The following is an 18,019-nucleotide window of genomic DNA, read 5'->3' on the forward strand; positions in this document are numbered from 1 at the left end:
GGGATTTGTCATGAGTAATCAACGACCGCTGGACGGCATTACCGTCGTCAGCCTGGAACACGCGATTGCCGCGCCATTCTGTACGCGCCAACTGGCCGATCTCGGCGCCCGGGTGATCAAGGTCGAGCGCCCCGTTGCCGGTGACTTTGCCCGGGGCTATGACGAGCGCGTGCGTGGCCTGGCGTCGCACTTTGTCTGGACCAACCGTTCCAAGGAGAGCCTGACCCTGGACCTCAAGCAGGACGAGGCGGGCGCCATTCTCGAGGCGCTGCTCGCCGATGCCGATGTGCTGGTGCAGAACCTGGCCCCGGGTGCGGCGGCGCGCATGGGCTTGTCGTTCGAGGCGCTGCATGAGCGTTTCCCGCGGCTGATCGTCTGTGATATTTCCGGCTACGGCGAAGGCGGGCCCTACGAGAACAAGAAAGCCTACGACCTACTGATCCAGAGTGAAGGCGGCTTTCTCTCGGTGACCGGTGGCCCGGGTGACGAGCAAATGGCCAAGGCCGGTTGCTCCATCGCCGATATCTCCGCTGGCATGTACGCCTACAGCGGCATCCTTTCGGCGCTGCTGCTGCGTGGCAAGACCGGCAAGGGCAGCCGCATCGACGTGAGCATGCTCGAAAGCCTGGTGGAGTGGATGGGTTACCCGATGTACTACGCCTTCGACGGCGCGCCACCGCCACCGCGTGCCGGCGCGGCGCATTCGACAATTTACCCGTATGGGCCGTTTCCCACCGGTGACGGCGGTACGGTGATGCTCGGGTTGCAGAACGAGCGTGAGTGGGCGGCGTTCTGCGACAAGGTATTGCTCACCCCAGCGCTGGCGACGGACGAACGTTTCAGCGCCAATTTCAAGCGTTCGGCCAATCGCGACGCGCTGCGCCAGATCATTGTCGCAAGCTTTGCCCAGTTGGACGCCGAGGCGGTGATCCAGCGCCTGGAGGACGCGCAGATCGCCAGCGCTCGGGTCAACGATATGCAAGGCGTGTGGGACCACCCGCAACTCAAGGCCCGTGACAGCTGGCGCGAAGTCGATAGCCCGGCCGGGCCGTTGCCGTCGCTGTTACCACCGGCACGCAATGCCGCGTTTACCCCGCGCATGGATGGCGTGCCGGCCTTGGGACAACACAGCCAGGGTATCCTCGACCAGCTGGGTTATTGCGCCGACACCATCGACAGCCTGCGTGCACGCGGCGTTATCTAACCAGGAATTTCAGCGATGCCAAAGCCCTTAGTACGTTCAGCGTTATTTGTGCCGGGCAGCCGCCCGGAGCGGTTTGCCAAAGCCCTGGCCAGTGGCGCCGACGCGGTAATCGTGGATTTTGAAGACGCAGTGGAAGAACCGCTCAAGCGCCAGGCCCGGGACAACCTGGGGGAGTTCTTGCACGCCCATCCCAGGGCCCAGGTGTGGGTGCGTATCAATGCGCCGGAGCACGCCGAGCATTTTGAGGATGTGGCGTTCTGCAAGGCCCATGCAAATGTCGCGGGTGTGCTGCTACCCAAGGTTGAGAGCGCAGCCCAGGTCGCCGTAGTAGCTGCCACCGGCAAACCCATCTGGCCGATCATCGAAAGCGCTCGCGGCTTGTTGGCGGTGGCCGACATTGCCCACGCTCCGCTGGTGGAGCGGCTGTCGTTCGGTGGCTTGGACCTGGCCCTGGACCTCAACCTGAGCAGCCATTCCCGCGCCGCTGAGTTTGCCCTTGACCAGGCGCGCCTGGCGCTGATCGTGCATTCGCGCGCCGCCGGGCTGGTCGCACCGCTGGACGGCGTACACCCCGCCATCGACGACCCCGAGGGCCTGCGCTGCTCGATCCGGCATGCGTATGAAATGGGCTTTGCCGGGGCGTTGTGTATCCATCCCAAGCAGGTTCCGGTGATTCACCAGGCGCTGGCGCCCAGCGCCGAAGACCTGGCCTGGGCCAAGCGCGTGGTGGAGGCCGGAGCCCATGGGGCAGGGGCGTATCAGATTGATGGGCAGATGGTGGATGCGCCGGTGCTGTTACGGGCACAAAGACTGCTGGCTGCCCAACTTTGACTGGATAACCCGGAGCAAGCCCCCACAGGGTTCTCCATTGTTCTTGAGATTGGTGTTCGGCCAGGCCGAACGCAGGTATCTAGATTTCGAAATTCTCAACACGCGTCACATCAGGCACCTTGCCTTACAACACAACAATAAGAAGGTGATTTCCCATGCTCAAGTTTTCTCGGGCGCTGCTGTGCGCCGCCACCTTGTTTGCCGCAGGCCTGGCCCAGGCGGCCGACCCGATTGTGATCAAGTTTGCCCACGTGGTCGCCGAAAACACCCCCAAGGGCCAGGGCGCGTTGCTGTTCAAGAAACTCGCCGAAGAACGCCTGCCCGGCAAGGTCAAGGTCGAGGTGTACCCGAACTCGTCGCTGTTCGGCGATGGCAAGGAAATGGAAGCGCTGTTGCTGGGCGATGTGCAGATGCTGGCGCCGTCCCTGGCCAAGTTCGAGCAGTACACCAAGCAAGTGCAGATCTACGACCTGCCGTTCCTGTTCAACGACTTGGCCGCCGTCGACCGTTTCCAGGCCGCCGAGGGCAAGCAGCTGCTGACCTCGATGCAGGACAAGAACATCCTCGGCCTGGCCTATTGGCACAACGGCCTCAAGCAGCTCTCCGCCAACAAGGCCCTGCATGAACCCAAGGACGCCCGTGGCCTGAAGTTCCGCGTGCAAGCCTCCAGCGTGCTCGAAGAACAGTTCAAGGCGATCCGTGCCAACCCGCGCAAGATGAGCTTCGCCGAGGTCTATCAAGGGCTGCAGACCGGCACCGTGAATGGTACCGAGAACACCTGGTCGAACTATGAAAGCCAGAAGGTCAACGAGGTGCAGAAGTACTTCACCGAATCCAACCATGGCTTGATTGACTACATGGTGATCACCAACGCCAAGTTCTGGAATGGCCTGCCACCGGATACCCGCAGTACCCTTGAGCAGATCATGGCCGAGGTCACCGTCGAGGTGAACAAACAGGCCGAAGCGCTGAACCAGTCGGCCAAGCAGAAGATCATCGACGCCAAGACCAGCGAAATCATCGAACTGACTCCTGAGCAACGCACGCTCTGGCGCGAAGCCATGCGCCCGGTGTGGCAGAAGTTTGAAGGTGCGATCGGGGCTGACCTGATCAAGGCGGCGGACGCCTCCAACCAGTAATCCCCCAGGGTGTACTGAGATCCAATGTGAGAGGGGGCTTGCTCCCGATAGCGGTGGATCAGAGACAGATCTGCAAGCTGACACACTGCTATCGGGAGCAAGCCCCCTCCCACATTTCGGGCAAGTTCCACCCTGGTATTTCATTTGCCTCGCGAGGTTTTGCCATGCAAACGCTAAGGCGCGTCTGGGAGCATCTGGAGGAAGGTTTCATCGCCTTCCTGCTCGCCGCCATGACTCTGGTGACATTCGTCTACGTCATGCTCAACAACATCTACACCCTGTTCTTCGCCCTGGCGGATAAATGGGCGTGGAGCAGCAATTTCTTCACCGTCCTGGGCGACGGCACCATGACCTGGGCCCAGGACATGACCTGGAGCGTGGCGCTGACCAAGGCCATGTTCGGCTGGCTGATTTTCTTCGGTATTTCCTACGGTGTACGCACCGCCGGCCACCTCGGCGTGGACGCGTTGGTCAGACTGACCAAGCGCCCGGTGCAACGCCTGCTCGGCATGCTCGCTTGCTTGTGCTGCCTGGCCTATGCCGGGTTGTTCATGGTGGCCAGCTACAAGTGGGTGAGTGCAGTGATGACCGCACATATCGGCGCCGAAGACCTCGACCAGTTCGGCGTCGATGTGGGCGACATCGTGGTGATCGTGCCCATCGGCTTTGCCTTGGTATTCATCCGCTACCTGGAAATTTTCTACCGCATCTTTACCCACCGCCAAGTGGGGTTGGGGCTGGCCGACGAGGCCGGTGAGGCCAGCAAGTTGGCCGGCAGCCATGAGGAGCGTCACTGATGGCCGTGCTCTGTCTGTTTCTGCTGTTGTTTGTGTTCATGTTCCTCGGCGTGCCGATTGCGATTTCCCTGGGGCTGTCCGGTGCGGTGTCGATCCTGATGTTCAGCCAGGACTCGGTGAGTTCCCTGGCGATCAAGCTGTTTGAAACCTCCGACGCCTACACCTTCCTGGCGATTCCGTTCTTCCTGCTGTCCGGCGCGTTCATGACCACCGGCGGCGTAGCCCAGCGGCTGATCGACTTTGCCAATGCCTGTGTGGGCCACATTCGTGGCGGCCTGGCGATTGCGGCGGTGCTGGCCTGCATGTTGTTTGCGGCGCTGTCCGGCTCGTCACCAGCCACGGTGGCGGCGGTGGGCTCGATTGCCGTGGCAGGCATGGTGCGTTCCGGTTATCCGAAGGAGTTTGGTGCGGGGATCATCTGCAACGCCGGGACCTTGGGTATCCTGATTCCGCCGTCGATCGTGATGGTGGTGTATTCGGCGGCGACCGAAACCTCGGTGGGCAAGCTGTTCATGGCCGGGGTGATCCCCGGACTGTTGCTGGGCCTGATGCTGATGATCGCGATCTATATCGTCGCACGCATCAAGAAATTGCCGGCGCAACCACGGGCGACGTTCCGCGAGTGGCTCAGTTGCGCACGCCGGGCTTTCTGGGGCCTGTTGTTGTTGGTGATCATCCTCGGCGGCATCTACAGCGGCATGTTCACCCCCACCGAAGCGGCGGCGGTGGCGGCGGTGTATTCGGCGTTTGTCGCGCTGTTCATCTACAAGGACATGAAGCTGCGCGATTGCCCCAAGGTGCTGCTGGAATCCGGGCGGCTGTCGATCATGCTGATGTTCATCATTGCCAACGCCATGCTGTTTGCCCATGTGCTGACCACTGAGCAGATCCCCCAGGAAATCACTGCGTGGGTAATCTCCGAAGGGCTGACGCCGATTGGTTTCCTGATCATGGTCAACGTGGTGCTGCTGATTGCCGGCAGCTTCATGGAACCGTCGGCCATCGTGCTGATCCTGGCGCCGATCTTCTTCCCGATTGCGATGAAGCTGGGCATTGATCCGATTCACCTGGGCATCGTGATGGTGGTGAATATGGAAATCGGCCTGGTGCATCCACCTGTGGGGTTGAACCTGTTCGTGACCTCGGCGGTGACCGGGTTGACGCTGGGGCAAACCATCCGCGCGGCGATGCCGTGGTTGATGATTCTGTTGGTGTTCCTGATCATGGTCACTTATTTACCGTTCATTTCCCTCGCACTGCCGCAGTGGCTCGGAATGTAAACGCAGTCAAAAATGTGGGAGGGGGCTTGCTCCCGATGGCGGTGGGTCAGTTACAGATGCATTACTGACACGCCCTCATCGGGGGCAAGCCCCCTCCCACATTTTATGTACTGTGTTCGGCCTTATTGGCCCAACGCACTCAAGATCGCGTGCGCCACCTTCACCCGCTCGGCATTCGGGTAGTTGCGGTTCGCCAGGATCACCACGCCCATGTCCTTGCTCGGCACATACGCCACATACGCACCAAAGCCGCCAGTGGAGCCGGTCTTGTTGTACAGCACGTTGGCAGGTTGCGCCTGGGCCGGGCTCAGCCAGTTGACCTTATGCGGCTCCATCGCCATCGGCGTGGAGTTGCCGTCGATCAAGGCTTTCAGGGTGATGGGGTAGGGGTAGCGTTCCCAGCCCAGGCCCTGGGTCATGCCGTTGACGGTGTAGTAGCCGGCGTGAGTGGCGGCAATGGCCTGTTGTAACGGATGTTCCAGAGTCTGCGGGTGCATGTTGGCGATCACGTAGCGGGCCAGGTCCTGGCTGCTGGTCTTGATGCCGTAGGCTTCGCTGTCCAGGGCGCCGGGGCTCACGCGTACGGGATTTTGCTGCTTGTCATAGCCTTGGGCATATAGGCCGGCTTTGTCGGTGCGCACGCTGATGTAGGTGTTGTGCAAGCCCAGCTTGGGCAGCAGGGTTTCCTCCATAGCCAGGTTGAACGGCTGGCCCAGACTTTGCGCCGCCAGGTAGCCGAACAGGCCGATGCTGGGGTTGGAGTACAGGCGTTGTTCGCCCGGCGCATAAGTGGGCTTCCAGTGTTGGAAGTAGCCGAGCATGGTGTTGGCACTGTCGGCTTTTTTCGGGAACTGCAGGGGCAGGCCGCCTGGTGTATAGGTCGCCAATTGCAGCAGGCTGATGTAATCGAACGCGCTGCCGGCCAGGGCGGGCAGGTGTTGACTGGCCATGTCCGACAGCTTGAGCTTGCCGATGGCCTGGGCATACCCGCCGAGGGTGGCGGTGAAGGTTTTACTCACCGAGCCGATTTCGAACAGGGTGTCTTCGGTGACTGGGGCCTGGGTGTCCTTGGCAGCGACGCCGTAGTTAAAGTATTGCACCTTGCCTTGGTTGACGACGGCCACCGACAAGCCCGGGATAGCTTGCTGCTGCATCAAGGCTTTGACGTTGCTGTCCACGACCTGGCGTATATCGGCGGCGGCCATGCAACTGCCAGACCCCAGTAATAACGCGGAAACCAGCAGTGTTTGTAAGTTGCGCTTCATGGTGACTCGCTTCCATGTAAAAGAGTGATGACGATCAGAACCTGCGCAGGCGTGGCAAATCTAGGTGGATTTCAGGACGCGGGCAAACGATGATATCTCGCATCAGCCATTAGAAAAATTTGGGGTAAGCCTTGCTGCGTTCCCACCTGCCGCTCAATGCCCTGCGTGCCTTCGAAGCCTCGGCGCGCCATTTGAGCTTTACCCGTGCGGCCATTGAGCTGTGCGTGACCCAGGCGGCCGTCAGCCACCAGGTCAAAAGCCTCGAAGCCCAACTCAATGTTACGTTGTTCAAGCGCTTGCCTCGGGGCCTGATGCTCACCAGCGAAGGCGAAACCCTGCTGCCGGTGCTGCGTGATGCCTTTGATCGCATTGCCCTGACGTTGGGCCAGTTCGAGGGCGGGCATTACCGTGAAGTGCTGACGGTGGGGGCGGTCGGCACCTTTGCGGTGGGCTGGCTGTTGCCACGTCTGGCGGATTTCCATAGTCGCTTTCCGTTTATTGATTTGCGCCTGTCCACCCACAACAACCGCGTGGATGTGGCCGCTGAAGGCTTGGATTATGCGATCCGCTTTGGCGCCGGTGCCTGGCACGGCACCGACGCCTGCCCATTGCTGGAGGCGCCGTTGACGGTGTTGTGCGTACCGCAGATTGCCGAGCAACTGCACAGTCCGGCGGACGTGTTGAAGCACACCTTGCTGCGCTCCTACCGTGTCGATGAGTGGAGCCTCTGGTTTCAGGCCGCCGGCTTGCCCTTTGACACGCGGGTGCCGCGCAGTATCGTGTTCGACTCCTCGCTGGCGATGATGGAAGCCGCCCTGCAAGGCAGCGGCGTGGCGCTGGCGCCGGCGCTGATGTTTTCGCGACAGTTGGAGAGCGATGTGTTCCGCCAGCCGTTCGCGGTGGGGATCACCACCGGCAGGTATTGGTTGACGCGTTTGCAGTCGCGCAATGAGACACCGGCGATGTTGGCGTTCAAGGGGTGGTTGCGTGAAGAGGCGAGTGTGCGGTCACTGGGTAGGGGCGGTCACAGGGGACTTTTTTGAAGCTGCCCGCAACGGGTGCGAGCATTTCATAGCTGTGTTCGTCATGTTGCACGCACAGCCAGTAATCACCATAAGCATCGACGTGGTCGATTTTCCATACCAGGCCGCTCTCGAAGAGGAACCAATAGAAACACTGTTCCTGCAGGCTGATCTCGGCGTAAGGCACGCTGGTGATCTGGAGGCCGAAGTTCAGCCAGGTCAGGTTATGACCCTCGGAAAATTGCTCATTGAGCCCCAGACAAATCTCACATGTCATCTCTAAATGCTCTTCAATGCAGGGTGTCAGATCATGGCTGTGCCCGCAGCAAAAGCAAGTAGGGCATTTCTGATCAACTCAGTCCTGGATCACACCTCGCGACCATGGGCGGCCGCGGCCAGTTGGCCGGTGTCGACGCGCACGAACACCGAGTCACCGATGGCGGTGAGTACGTCGCCGGCATACACCTCGCAGACTACGCGGCTTTTGCGTCCGACCTCGCCTTCGACCCGCGCACGCAGGGTCAGGGGCACACCCATGGGGGTGGGCTTGATGAACTTGATACCGAGGTTACCGGTGACGCAGTCAATGCGTGGCAGGCTGCCGGGTTCACGTTGCTCGGCACGGTAGTGGTAGGCCATGGCGGTCCAGTTGGAATGGCAGTCCACCAGCATGGCGATCAGGCCACCGTAGACCAAGTCCGGCCAGCCGCTGTATTTAGCCTCGGGCTGATGCTCGGCGATGACGTGCACGCCATCGTCGGCCCAGCGGCTCTTGATGTGCAGGCCGTGGGGGTTGCTGCTGCCGCAGCCGTAGCAGATGCCTTCAGGCGCGGTCGTGTCCTGCAGAGATGCGCTGTGCATGTAGAGTCCTTGTTGTTATTGGGGCGACGCCTCTGTTTAGCAGGCTGCGCGTCAGCGAGCAAACTTCTTCGCCCCGGCCACGCAGCCGATCACTGCCACCGTCACCAGCACCATGTCCAGGCTGACCTGTTCGTGCAGCAGGCCCGCCGCCAGCGCCAGGCCGAAGAACGGCTGCAGCAACTGCAACTGGCCGACTGCAGCAATACCGCCCTGGGCCAGGCCGCGATACCAGAACACAAAGCCGATCAACATGCTGAACAGTGACACGTACCCCAGGCTCAGCCACGCCGGCAGGCTGATGCCGTGGAAGGACGAAGGCGCCAGCAGCAGGCTCAGTGGCACCACCACCGGCAGCGACACCGCCAACGCCCAGCAGATCACCTGCCAGCCGCCGAGGCTGCGCGACAGTTTGGCGCCTTCGGCATAACCCAGGCCGCATACCAGCACTGCCAACAGCATCAATAAGTCGCCCGCAGGAGCGGCGCTCAAGCCTTGGGCCAAGGCATAACCCATCACCAACAGGCTACCCAGGGTCGAAAACAACCAGAACACCGGCCTGGGCCGCTCACCGCCGCGCAGCACGCCGAACACCGCCGTGGCCAGTGGCAGCAGGCCGATGAAGACGATGGAGTGGGCCGAGGTCACGTATTGCAGGGCCAGGGCAGTCAGCAGTGGGAAGCCGATCACTACGCCGAGGGCGACGATGATCAGCGGTGCCCATTGCTGGCGGGCAGGGCGTTTCTCCTTGAACAGCCACAACAGGCCTATGCCCAGCAAGGCGGCGAGGGTCGCGCGGATCATGGTCAGGAATACCGGGTCGAATTCCATCACCGCCAGGCGCGTGGCCGGCAGCGAGCCGCTGAAAATCACCACGCCGATAAAACCGTTGATCCAGCCCTGGGTACTGCTGTCCAGGGTGCCGAGGGGGGAGGTACGTTCCATGAGGGCCTGTCCAAAAAAGGGAGGTTGCGTGTCGGCTATCCTAGGGTCGAAGATTAGGGCAATCAAAAAATTGTCATGGATACAGCCCTATGCCCCGTGCCCGCTACAAGTCGCTGGTCGATACCTTCGCCGAGGCCATTCGCAGCGGCCAGATGCCACCCGGTACGCGCCTGCCCACCCATCGGCAATTGGCCGCCGAGCATGGCTTGGCGCTGGTCACTGCCAGCCGGGTGTACAGCGAGTTGGAAGCCATGGGCCTGGTCAGTGGCGAGACCGGGCGCGGCACCTTCGTGCGCGAGATTGCGTTGCCGCCGGGGCAGGGCAGTGGGCAGATGACGGTGGCGGCGGGCCTGCTGGATCTGAACTTCAACTACCCGTCCTTGCCGGGCCAGGCCGAACTGTTGCGCACGGCGTTGCGTCAACTGGCGCTGTCCGGCGACCTGGAGGCGCTGCTGCGTTACCAGCCCCATGCCGGGCGTGTGCATGAGCGCGCCGCTGTGGCGCGACACTTGTTGAACCGAGGGCTGACGGTGGATGCCGAGCAAGTACTGGTGGTCAGCGGCGCCCAGCATGGTCTGGCGGTGACCCTGATGGCGTTGCTCAAGCCTGGGGATGTGATCGCGGTGGATGCGCTGACCTACTCAGGCTTCAAGGTGCTGGCTGAAACCCTGCACCTGGAAATCGTCGCCATCCCGGTCACGGCCAGCGGCCCGGACCTGGACCACCTGCACAACCTGTGTCGCAGGCGCCCGGTACGTGCGGTGTACAGCATGCCGACCCTGCATAACCCGCTGGGCTGGGTGCTGAGCCTGGAACAGCGCGAGCGCTTGGTGGCGATTGCCCGGCAGCACAACGTGATGATCATCGAAGATGGCGCCTATGCGTTTCTCGCCGACGAAGCGCCCGCGCCGTTGGCGACGCTGGCCCCGGAGCGCACGGTGTATATCGGCGGGTTGTCCAAGAGCGTCGCCACCGGTTTGCGCGTGGGTTTTATCGCTGCGCCGTCGGCTTGGGTGAACACGTTGGAACGCGTGATCATGGCCACCACCTGGAACGTACCGGGGGTGATGAGTGCGATTGCGGTGGCCTGGCTCGAAGACGGTACGGTGGCGCAACTGGAAGCGCAAAAGCGCAAGGATGCCCAGGCCCGCCAGGTGTTGGCGGCGCAGGTGCTGGCGGGGGTGAGGTATATCACCCATCCGTCATCGTATTTTTTGTGGTTGCCACTGGCGGAGGATGCGCGCGCCGATCAAGTCGCCATGACCTTGCAGCGCGACGGCGTTTGCGTCTCCACCGCCGAGCCTTTCGCGGTCTCGGCCCAGGTGCCCCACGCACTGCGCCTGGCCCTGGGCTCGGTGACAATGGCGCAGTTGCGTGAAGCCCTGATGAAGGTGCGCAAGGTGGTGGCGTGGTGAGCAGTCCTCAGTATTTGTAAGCCTGGCGCCCGATCAGCAGCCATTTTCCATGTTGCTTCTGCCAGACCTGGAAGTTATCGATATCGGTTGGCGTGTCCACACCGCTGTTCACCGCCAGGGCATGGAAGTGGTTGCGCACCAGGGCGGTATCGCCATTGAGAGTGATGGTCTGGTTCTGCATTTCCAGGGTTTTGAAGGCGCTGGTGTGTGTTTCCAGGTCGGCGATGAATTGCGCCTTGTTCTGCACCTTGCCGCTGGAGTGGCCGTAGGTGAGCTTGTCGGACGTCAATGCGTGAAGCTGTTTGAGGTCCAGGTGCAGCATGGCTTGGGTCAATTGATCGACTGCCTGGGCCACATCCTTTTCTGCGGTAGCAGGCGCGGCGGCGACATAGCCGCAGAACAGGCACAGAAAACCGATCAGCACTTTGAGCTTGGGCATGGGTGTTTCCTTGTTTTTGTTGGGGTGGATACGACGAGGTATGTCGTCGTACAACCATGCAATAGTTTCGGCGTGGAAGGAAAGTGAAATTTTGCAGCGGTGTGAAGTGATTAGAGGTTAGGGTGGGTAAACCCCCCTCCATAAGCCAAGGTGCAAAATGGATTTTGACTGGCACAGCGACCGTCTCACCCGCGCTACACCCGTGACTGCGAACTACAAAAACACACAGAACGTCCGCCGCTTCATGCTTGAACAGTGCGGCCCGACATTCAAGTTCAACCGTCCATTCATGGCGTGGATACGCAATGGCGACCCCAAGACTATGGGCGATGTAGTGGACGAGTGGCGGCGTCGCGAGGCTCCGCGCTCCTGAGCCAGGGTGCTTGATGTGAAAATACGCTCAAAATGTGGGAGGGGGCTTGCTCCCGATAGCGGTGTGTCAGTACCCGATGTGCTGACTGAACTGCCGCTATCGGGAGCAAGCCCCCTCCCACAGTTGAATTGCGTTTAGCTGGCTGCCAATGGTGGCGTACGCGGCGGGATCATCCGTTTACTGCCGGTGGCTTCGAACGCCGAGGCAAAGCGCAGCAGCGCCGAATCGTCATAGGCACGCCCGGCAAACGTCAGCCCCACCGGCATGCCGATATCCGCCATCACGCCCATCGGCACGGTGACGGTGGGCACGCCCAGGTGGCGAATCGCGAGGTTGCCGTTGGCTACCCAGACGCCGTTGCTCCAGGCGATGTCGGCAGACGCTTCGTTCACATCGGCATCCGCCGGGCCCACATCGGCCACGGTCGGGAACAGCACGGCGTCGAGGCCGAGGTTGTCCATCCAGTCTTCCAGGTCGATACGCCGGGTTTGCTCAAGGCCACGCAGGCCATCGGGCAGGGTGCCGATCTGGTCCCATGGAGTGATGCCGCGTTGGGCCATGCGCACGTATTCGTCCATGCCGGCGGCCAGGTCGTCTTCGCGGTTGGGCAGGGTGCCAGGGTCGTGGGGGAAGATCTTCGGCCCATCCACGTCGGCCAGGCGATTCAGGCTCGGGTCGCCGTTAGCGCGCAGGAAGTCGTCGAACGCCCACGCGGACAGCTCCCACAACTCATCGTGGAGAAACTCCTTGGACACCAGGCCACGGGTGAACACCGTCGGCGCGCCGGGACGGTCGCCTTCGCAGTTGGATACCAGCGGGAAGTCCACCTCGATCACTTCGGCCCCGGCAGCTTCCAGGGCCTGGCGCGCGGCTTGCCACAACTCGATCACCGTGGCACGGGTATGGATCCTTTGCCCGGTCGGCCCGCCGATCCCGGGTTTTTCGCTGGTGCCGGCTTCAGGGTCGGCATTGATGTACATGCGCGGCACGCCAAAGCGTTTGCCGGCCAGGCTTGCGCTGCCGGCCGCCAGGGCGGCGTACGACGCCGGGCGCACCGACGTGACGCTGGGGATCGGCACCCAGGGCTGCAGGCGCCACAGGTCGCCACGCTTGTCGGGGTCTTCGGCCACCACCACATCGAGCACTTCGAGCAGGTCAGCCATGGTGCGCGCATAGGGCACCACGACGTCCATAGTCGGGGTCAACGGCCAATTGCCGCGTACCGAAATCACGCCACGGGAAGGCGTGTAGGCACACAGGCCATTGTTGGAGGCCGGACCGCGACCGCTCGACCAGGTTTCTTCAGCCAGGCCAAACGCCGCAAAGCTGGCGGCAGTGGCTGTGCCGGCACCGTTGGAGGAGCCGGAGGCAAACGGCGCGGTGAGGTAGTCGGCGTTATAGGGGCTTTCGGCACGGCCATACACGCCACGCTGCATGCCGCCATTGGCCATCGGCGGCATATTGGTTTTGCCCAGGCAGATGGCGCCGCCCGCACGCAGGCGTTCAATGGTGAAGGCGTCACGCTGGGCAACCAGCTTGGCAAACGCGGGACTGCCGGATGCAGCGGTCAGGCCCTTGACCAGGTAACTGTCCTTGGCGGTGTAGGGGATGCCATCCAGCGGCCCCAGGGTCTGGCCCTTGGCACGGCGCGCGTCAGAGGCTTCGGCTTCCTTGAGGGCGTCGGGGTTGCGTACCACCACGGCATTCAATGCGGTGGCGGTGTGCGGGCCATCGTAGGCATCGATCCGCGCCAGGTAGGCCTGGACCAGTTCAACTGCCGTGGTCTGACCGGCTTCCAGCGCAGCGCGCAATTGGGCAATGGAGACTTCAGTAACTTGCATCAGGTTTTTTTCGCCGCCTTCAAGTGGGGGTATGGCGGCAGTCTACGTACAGATATTTCACAAAACCAGCGTGGCATGCACTGGGTAGGCGGCGTGCATGATCGGCCAGATGAACACGTCAACGCGATTGCGAGCGGTAGAGCTTTGTCGCTAATGTGGCCGCGATGACGACCATTGCACTTCAAGGAAGAGACCATGCACAGACCCTATATCGCCCTGGCTGCCTTGCTGGGATTTACCCTCTACACGGTGGGGACGATGCTCACGGCCGAGCAATCGCTGTTGGCGTTTGGACGGGAACTGATGTCGCGGCCCGATACGGCGCAGGTGGTGATCGACCTGTATTTGATGGCGGTGCTGGCGTGTGTGTGGATGTACCGCGATGCGCGTGGGCGAGGGCGGTCGCTGGCGTCGGTGTTGCCGTACTTTTTGTTGACGGCGGTGTTTGTGTCGGTGGGGCCGCTGCTTTACATCGTGGTCAATGGGTTTTCCCGTCGAGCACGTAACTGAGCTGATGTGGTGGTTCGTTATGACCCTGTGGTGGGGACGTATTATGTGGGAGGGGGCTTGCCCCCGATGGCGGCCTGACAGCCGACCAGGATGTTGGGCTTTGATCGAGTACATATCCGTTATTTGGGCAACGGCCCCTTATGGTTCCGCTCTTACAGCGGCTCACTTTTGAAAAGCCTGTACGGACCGGACACATGGTTGACACCTGTGCGGGGACATAGTGGACACATTATGCCCCGTAGTCAGGGTTGTTTACGTCGAAGGTCCGTAGAAATTGATGGCAGAAATAGACGTCAAACAAGCCATCTCTTTCAGCGTTAGGGCGTATTGCTATGTGTTGCCCACGCAGGCCTTTGGCGATGCTGAAGTAGCGTTTCTGAAAGCGAAATCGACTGTCATAAACCTTTGCCAATACATCATCTGGGCCATATTCAAAGTCCGACAGTTGCTGTGGATATGCCCAGGGGCTACTCCGATAGCGGTCCATCGGCACCTTGTAGCCCAGCGCCTGATGAGGGCGCTGCAGGTTATAAACCTCACGCCATTGATCAAAAGCCGATTGAGCGTCCATCAGTGTGGAAAAGTACCGTCCATCAAGTACTTCTGCTTTGAGCGAGCGGTGGAAACGTTCGATCTTTCCATTGGTTTGAGGGTGGCGAGGACGGCTGAAGCTGATCCGGATTCCCAGGCGAATCAGCCAGATACTCAACTCTGAAACCTCACCTGGATTGCGTGGCGAGCCCCAGGGAGCACCGTTATCAACGTTGATCCGAACCGGCAAGCCATAGCGCTGGAAAACCTCAATCATCTTCTCCTTCACCGTGGCTCCCCGTTCGTTATCACAGGCCTCAATGGCTAGGCTGAACCGGGAGTGGTCGTCCAACAGAGTCAGGGGGTGGCATCGACCTTGCTGCAGTGCGAAATGCCCTTTGAAATCCATCTGCCAAAGATCATTAGGCGCGTCGTGTTCAAATCGCAGCGTCGCCGAATGCTCCTTCAGAGACGGTTGAATCAGGTCATGCCGGTGCAAGATATTGGTGACGGTGCTGGGGGCGATGCGCTTTTCCAACAGGCTACTAATTGTGCGTCCGCCCCATGCTGGATGGGCCTGTCTAAGTGTGATGACTTGTGCTTCCAAGGCCGTCTGGGTCAGTTTGGGACTGCTCGCTGGTCTGCGGGATTTCTCTTGCAGACCAGGCTGACCCAGCGCCTCGTAGCGTTTGAGCCACTTGTACGCTGTTTGTGGGCTGATACCGAATCGTCGACACAGCTCACGTTTGTTGCTGCCGGGTTGCCGTGCTAAGGCAACGAACTCTTCTTTCAGGCTCATGGTGTCTCTCGTAGTCCAAGGCATGATGGCTTCCCGGCGAAGTTAGTTCGCCGCAAAGTGTCCACCATGTCCCCGCACACCCGTCAACCATGTGTCCGGTCCGTACAAAAAGCCCAAAAGTAAGCAAAAGGCTCTTGCCCCACCACTCGGCACCTCGCCCAGGCTCGGTGTGCCCTCACTCCGGTTTGAATCCGTGGGCCGCCGTCATGGGCCATCCCTGGCCCAGGACGGCTAACCCGGCGTCCTGCCGGGTTACCCCACGGCTTCAAGCCTGCGTTCGGCCAGCGTGGTTTAACGGGGCGCCTAAGATCAAAAGCAGATCAAGATCAAGAGCGGCTCGATGCGCATCGTGGTTACCGTTGACTGCTGAAAAGTTGTGTAGATACCCATGCTCTTCGGGGGCAAGCCCTCTCCCACATTTGGATTGGGTGCACCCAGCAATCAAACCCCCTTGGTCGACGGCAGCAATATTGTCAGGATGCCCACCAACGGCAGGAAAGAGCACAATTTGTAGACGTACTCGATGCCATGATGGTCGGCGAGCATGCCGAGCAGCGCCGCACCGATCCCGCTGAAACCGAACATCAGGCCGAAGAATATCCCGGCGATCATGCCCACATTGCCTGGCACCAGCTCCTGGGCAAATACCACGATGGCCGAGAACGCCGAAGCGATGATGAAGCCGATGACCACGCTGAGTACGGCGGTCCAGAACAGGTCGACGTAGGGCAGGGCGAGGGTGAACGGCGCGGCGCCGAGGATCGAGAACCAGATGACTTTCTTGCGGCCGATCTTGTCGCCGATCGGGCCACCGGCGAAGGTGCCGACTGCCACGGCGCCGAGGAACAGGAACAGGTACATCTGCGAGCTGGAAACCGACAGCTGGAACTTCTCAATCAGGTAGAAGGTGAAGTAGCTGGTCAGGCTGGTCATGTACCAGTATTTGGAGAACACCAGCACGGCCAGGACCACCAGGGCAAAGGTCACGCGGCCCTTGGACAGGCCATGGGTTGCCTGGCTGCCTTGCTTGAGCTTGAACAGGTTGAGGTGGTGGCGGTACCAGCGACTCAGGCCGTACAGCACCAGGATCGCGAACACCGCGAACAGGCCGAACCAGGCGATATGGCTTTGGCCGTAGGGAATGATGATGGCCGCCGCCAGCAACGGGCCGAAGGCGCTGCCGGTGTTGCCGCCGACCTGGAAGGTCGATTGCGCCAGGCCATAGCGGCCACCGGAGGCCAGGCGGGCGACGCGGGAGGTTTCTGGGTGGAAGGTCGACGAGCCAACGCCCACCAACCCCGCCGCGAGCAGAATCGCCGGGAAGCTGCCGACAAACGCCAGCATCAAAATACCGACCAAGGTGCACACCATGCCCGCTGGCAGCAGCCAAGGCTTGGGATGACGGTCGGTGTGATAGCCGATCCAGGGTTGCAGCAAGGAGGCGGTCAACTGGAAGGTCAGGGTGATCAGGCCGACCTGGGTGAAGCTCAAGCCGTAGTTGGCCTTGAGCATCGGGTAGACCGACGGCAGCACGGCCTGGATCAGGTCATTGATCATATGCGCCAGGGCGCAGGCGCCGAGGACGCGCATCACCAGGGGGCTTATCTGGGGCGTGGTTGTGGCAGCGGCGGGTGTCGCGGTGAGACTCGACATGCGGGCATTCCATACAAGGCAGCAAACAGGGGCAGACAGGACTTAGCTGGCAACCATTTCTAATTGTTTCGAAAGCTATGCTAGATTCGAAGGAAAAGCCTGTCTCGCGCAATTCGGGCGGAAACCATCGCAAAAAGGGCAAAATGATCAGATCACTGGATAAATTTCTTCGGGATATCGATGAGGGCGACTGGGCTGTCATCAGCTCGGCTACCGATTATCCGGAAAACTGGGTGATCCCTGAGCACAGCCACAACAAACATCAACTGCTGTACGCCATCGGTGGCGTCATGGTGGTGTATTCGGCCCTGCGGCAATGGACGGTACCGCCCAATCGTGGCTTTTGGATGCCCTGTGGTCAAGTTCACTCATTGCGCTGCGTAGGCACGTTGAAGATGCGCAGTGTGTTCGTGCGCCCGGACAGCTTCCCGAACCTGCCGGCCGAGCCGAAAACGGTGACGGTTTCCCCATTGTTGAGCGAGCTGATCAAGGCCTCGGTCAGCCTGAAACCGCCCTATGCCGAGGACTCACGCGATGCCCGGATCATGCACCTGATCCTCGACGAGCTGGCCAACCTACCCGCCTTGCCACTGTCCCTGCCACAGCCTGTCGACCCGCGCCTGAGCCAGATCTGCCTGGTGTTGCAGAACGAACCGGGAGATGCCTCCACCGTCGCGCACTGGAGTGCGCGCCTGGGGCTGGACCAAACCACCATCCAGCGCCTGTTCCGCAAGGAAACCGGCATGACCTTCGGCCAATGGCGCCAGCAGGCGCGGCTGCTGCTGGCGCTGGAGCGCATTGCGGTGGGGGAGAAGATTATCGATGTGGCGTTTGAACTGGGGTATGAAAGCCCGAGTGCGTTTACCAGTATGTTCAAGAAGCAGTTTGGGCGCACGCCGAGTCAGTTTTTCAGGTAGCGCTAACCTGAAATTGCATCTCCATTATTCCAAAAATGTCTAGAGAACTGTGAATGTTGACAGGTGCCAAATACTAAGGATATGCATAAACTTTGGATAGCCGATATTTCGCATGAAGTGCAGCTGTTAGCTAAGGGTATGCGTAAAAAGATTTGACGATCAATGAGAAAGTCGAAATGCAATATTTGGGTAAGCATCAT

General features: G+C 60.8%; 17 protein-coding genes. 10 read left to right on the forward strand and 7 right to left on the reverse strand.

What is annotated here, in order from left to right:
- Positions 1-10 precede the first annotated feature (10 nt).
- The 5 genes from BLU48_RS09040 (at position 11) to dctM (ending at position 5,251) form a co-directional block, all read left to right on the forward strand.
- Positions 11-1,204 carry a CaiB/BaiF CoA transferase family protein gene (locus tag BLU48_RS09040; RefSeq protein ID WP_057025292.1) on the forward strand — a complete coding sequence of 398 codons (1,194 nt, stop codon included), beginning with the start codon at positions 11-13 and terminating at the stop codon, positions 1,202-1,204.
- A 15-nt stretch (positions 1,205-1,219) separates the two neighbouring features.
- The gene (locus BLU48_RS09045; protein ID WP_057025293.1) at positions 1,220-2,035 is read left to right on the forward strand and encodes an HpcH/HpaI aldolase/citrate lyase family protein; all 816 of its coding nucleotides are present in this window, start codon (positions 1,220-1,222) and stop codon (positions 2,033-2,035) included.
- Between the two features lie 155 nt (positions 2,036-2,190).
- Complete coding sequence (locus BLU48_RS09050; RefSeq protein WP_056846166.1) at positions 2,191-3,174, forward strand: TRAP transporter substrate-binding protein; 984 nt, start codon at positions 2,191-2,193, stop codon at positions 3,172-3,174.
- Between the two features lie 164 nt (positions 3,175-3,338).
- Positions 3,339-3,971 (forward strand): TRAP transporter small permease, encoded by a 633-nt coding sequence (locus BLU48_RS09055; protein ID WP_057025294.1) that lies wholly within the window; start codon positions 3,339-3,341, stop codon positions 3,969-3,971.
- A complete protein-coding gene (gene dctM / locus BLU48_RS09060; protein WP_043051820.1) occupies positions 3,971-5,251 on the forward strand; it encodes a C4-dicarboxylate TRAP transporter large permease protein DctM in 1,281 nt (426 codons plus the stop codon). The genes BLU48_RS09055 and dctM overlap by 1 nt, the downstream gene beginning before the upstream one ends.
- A gap of 122 nt (positions 5,252-5,373) precedes the next feature.
- Here dctM and ampC read toward each other — a convergent pair whose 3' ends face one another.
- The gene (ampC, locus tag BLU48_RS09065) at positions 5,374-6,516 is read right to left on the reverse strand and encodes a class C beta-lactamase (RefSeq protein ID WP_057025295.1); all 1,143 of its coding nucleotides are present in this window, start codon (positions 6,514-6,516) and stop codon (positions 5,374-5,376) included.
- 131 nt (positions 6,517-6,647) lie between these two features.
- Here ampC and BLU48_RS09070 point away from each other — a divergent pair, with 131 nt between their 5' ends.
- Positions 6,648-7,559, forward strand: coding sequence for a LysR family transcriptional regulator (locus BLU48_RS09070; protein WP_057025296.1), 912 nt, complete (start codon positions 6,648-6,650; stop codon positions 7,557-7,559).
- A gap of 345 nt (positions 7,560-7,904) precedes the next feature.
- On the opposite strand, the gene BLU48_RS09080 is transcribed toward BLU48_RS09070, so the two are convergent.
- Positions 7,905-8,399, reverse strand: a complete 495-nt coding sequence (locus tag BLU48_RS09080) for a PaaI family thioesterase (RefSeq protein ID WP_057025297.1) — start codon at positions 8,397-8,399, stop codon at positions 7,905-7,907.
- A 51-nt stretch (positions 8,400-8,450) separates the two neighbouring features.
- On the reverse strand, positions 8,451-9,341 hold the full coding sequence (locus BLU48_RS09085; protein WP_057025298.1) for a DMT family transporter: 891 nt from the start codon (positions 9,339-9,341) through the stop codon (positions 8,451-8,453).
- An 89-nt stretch (positions 9,342-9,430) separates the two neighbouring features.
- On the opposite strand from BLU48_RS09085, the gene BLU48_RS09090 reads away from it, so the two are divergent.
- On the forward strand, positions 9,431-10,756 hold the full coding sequence (locus BLU48_RS09090) for an aminotransferase-like domain-containing protein (RefSeq protein ID WP_057025299.1): 1,326 nt from the start codon (positions 9,431-9,433) through the stop codon (positions 10,754-10,756).
- 7 nt (positions 10,757-10,763) lie between these two features.
- Here BLU48_RS09090 and BLU48_RS09095 read toward each other — a convergent pair whose 3' ends face one another.
- Positions 10,764-11,195 (reverse strand): nuclear transport factor 2 family protein, encoded by a 432-nt coding sequence (locus BLU48_RS09095; RefSeq protein WP_046068361.1) that lies wholly within the window; start codon positions 11,193-11,195, stop codon positions 10,764-10,766.
- Between the two features lie 157 nt (positions 11,196-11,352).
- On the opposite strand from BLU48_RS09095, the gene BLU48_RS09100 reads away from it, so the two are divergent.
- Positions 11,353-11,568, forward strand: a complete 216-nt coding sequence (locus BLU48_RS09100; RefSeq protein ID WP_057025300.1) for a DUF6434 domain-containing protein — start codon at positions 11,353-11,355, stop codon at positions 11,566-11,568.
- A gap of 134 nt (positions 11,569-11,702) precedes the next feature.
- Here the strand turns inward: BLU48_RS09100 and BLU48_RS09105 are convergent, their stop codons facing one another.
- Positions 11,703-13,412, reverse strand: a complete 1,710-nt coding sequence (locus tag BLU48_RS09105) for an amidase (protein WP_057025301.1) — start codon at positions 13,410-13,412, stop codon at positions 11,703-11,705.
- A gap of 192 nt (positions 13,413-13,604) precedes the next feature.
- Here BLU48_RS09105 and BLU48_RS09110 point away from each other — a divergent pair, with 192 nt between their 5' ends.
- Complete coding sequence (locus tag BLU48_RS09110) at positions 13,605-13,919, forward strand: DUF2834 domain-containing protein (RefSeq protein WP_057025302.1); 315 nt, start codon at positions 13,605-13,607, stop codon at positions 13,917-13,919.
- A gap of 229 nt (positions 13,920-14,148) precedes the next feature.
- Here BLU48_RS09110 and BLU48_RS09115 read toward each other — a convergent pair whose 3' ends face one another.
- Both BLU48_RS09115 and BLU48_RS09125 read right to left on the reverse strand, forming a co-directional pair.
- Positions 14,149-15,273: an IS481 family transposase gene (locus BLU48_RS09115; protein ID WP_057025743.1), complete on the reverse strand. Its 1,125-nt coding sequence runs from the start codon at positions 15,271-15,273 to the stop codon at positions 14,149-14,151.
- Between the two features lie 417 nt (positions 15,274-15,690).
- The gene (locus BLU48_RS09125; RefSeq protein ID WP_057024093.1) at positions 15,691-16,902 is read right to left on the reverse strand and encodes an MFS transporter; all 1,212 of its coding nucleotides are present in this window, start codon (positions 16,900-16,902) and stop codon (positions 15,691-15,693) included.
- 143 nt (positions 16,903-17,045) lie between these two features.
- Between BLU48_RS09125 and BLU48_RS09130 the strand changes: the two genes are divergently transcribed.
- The gene (locus tag BLU48_RS09130; RefSeq protein WP_057024106.1) at positions 17,046-17,819 is read left to right on the forward strand and encodes an AraC family transcriptional regulator; all 774 of its coding nucleotides are present in this window, start codon (positions 17,046-17,048) and stop codon (positions 17,817-17,819) included.
- The last annotated feature ends 200 nt before the right edge of the window (positions 17,820-18,019 follow it).

The sequence above is a fragment of the Pseudomonas synxantha genome, assembly GCF_900105675.1.
Lineage (GTDB): Bacteria > Pseudomonadota > Gammaproteobacteria > Pseudomonadales > Pseudomonadaceae > Aquipseudomonas > Aquipseudomonas synxantha.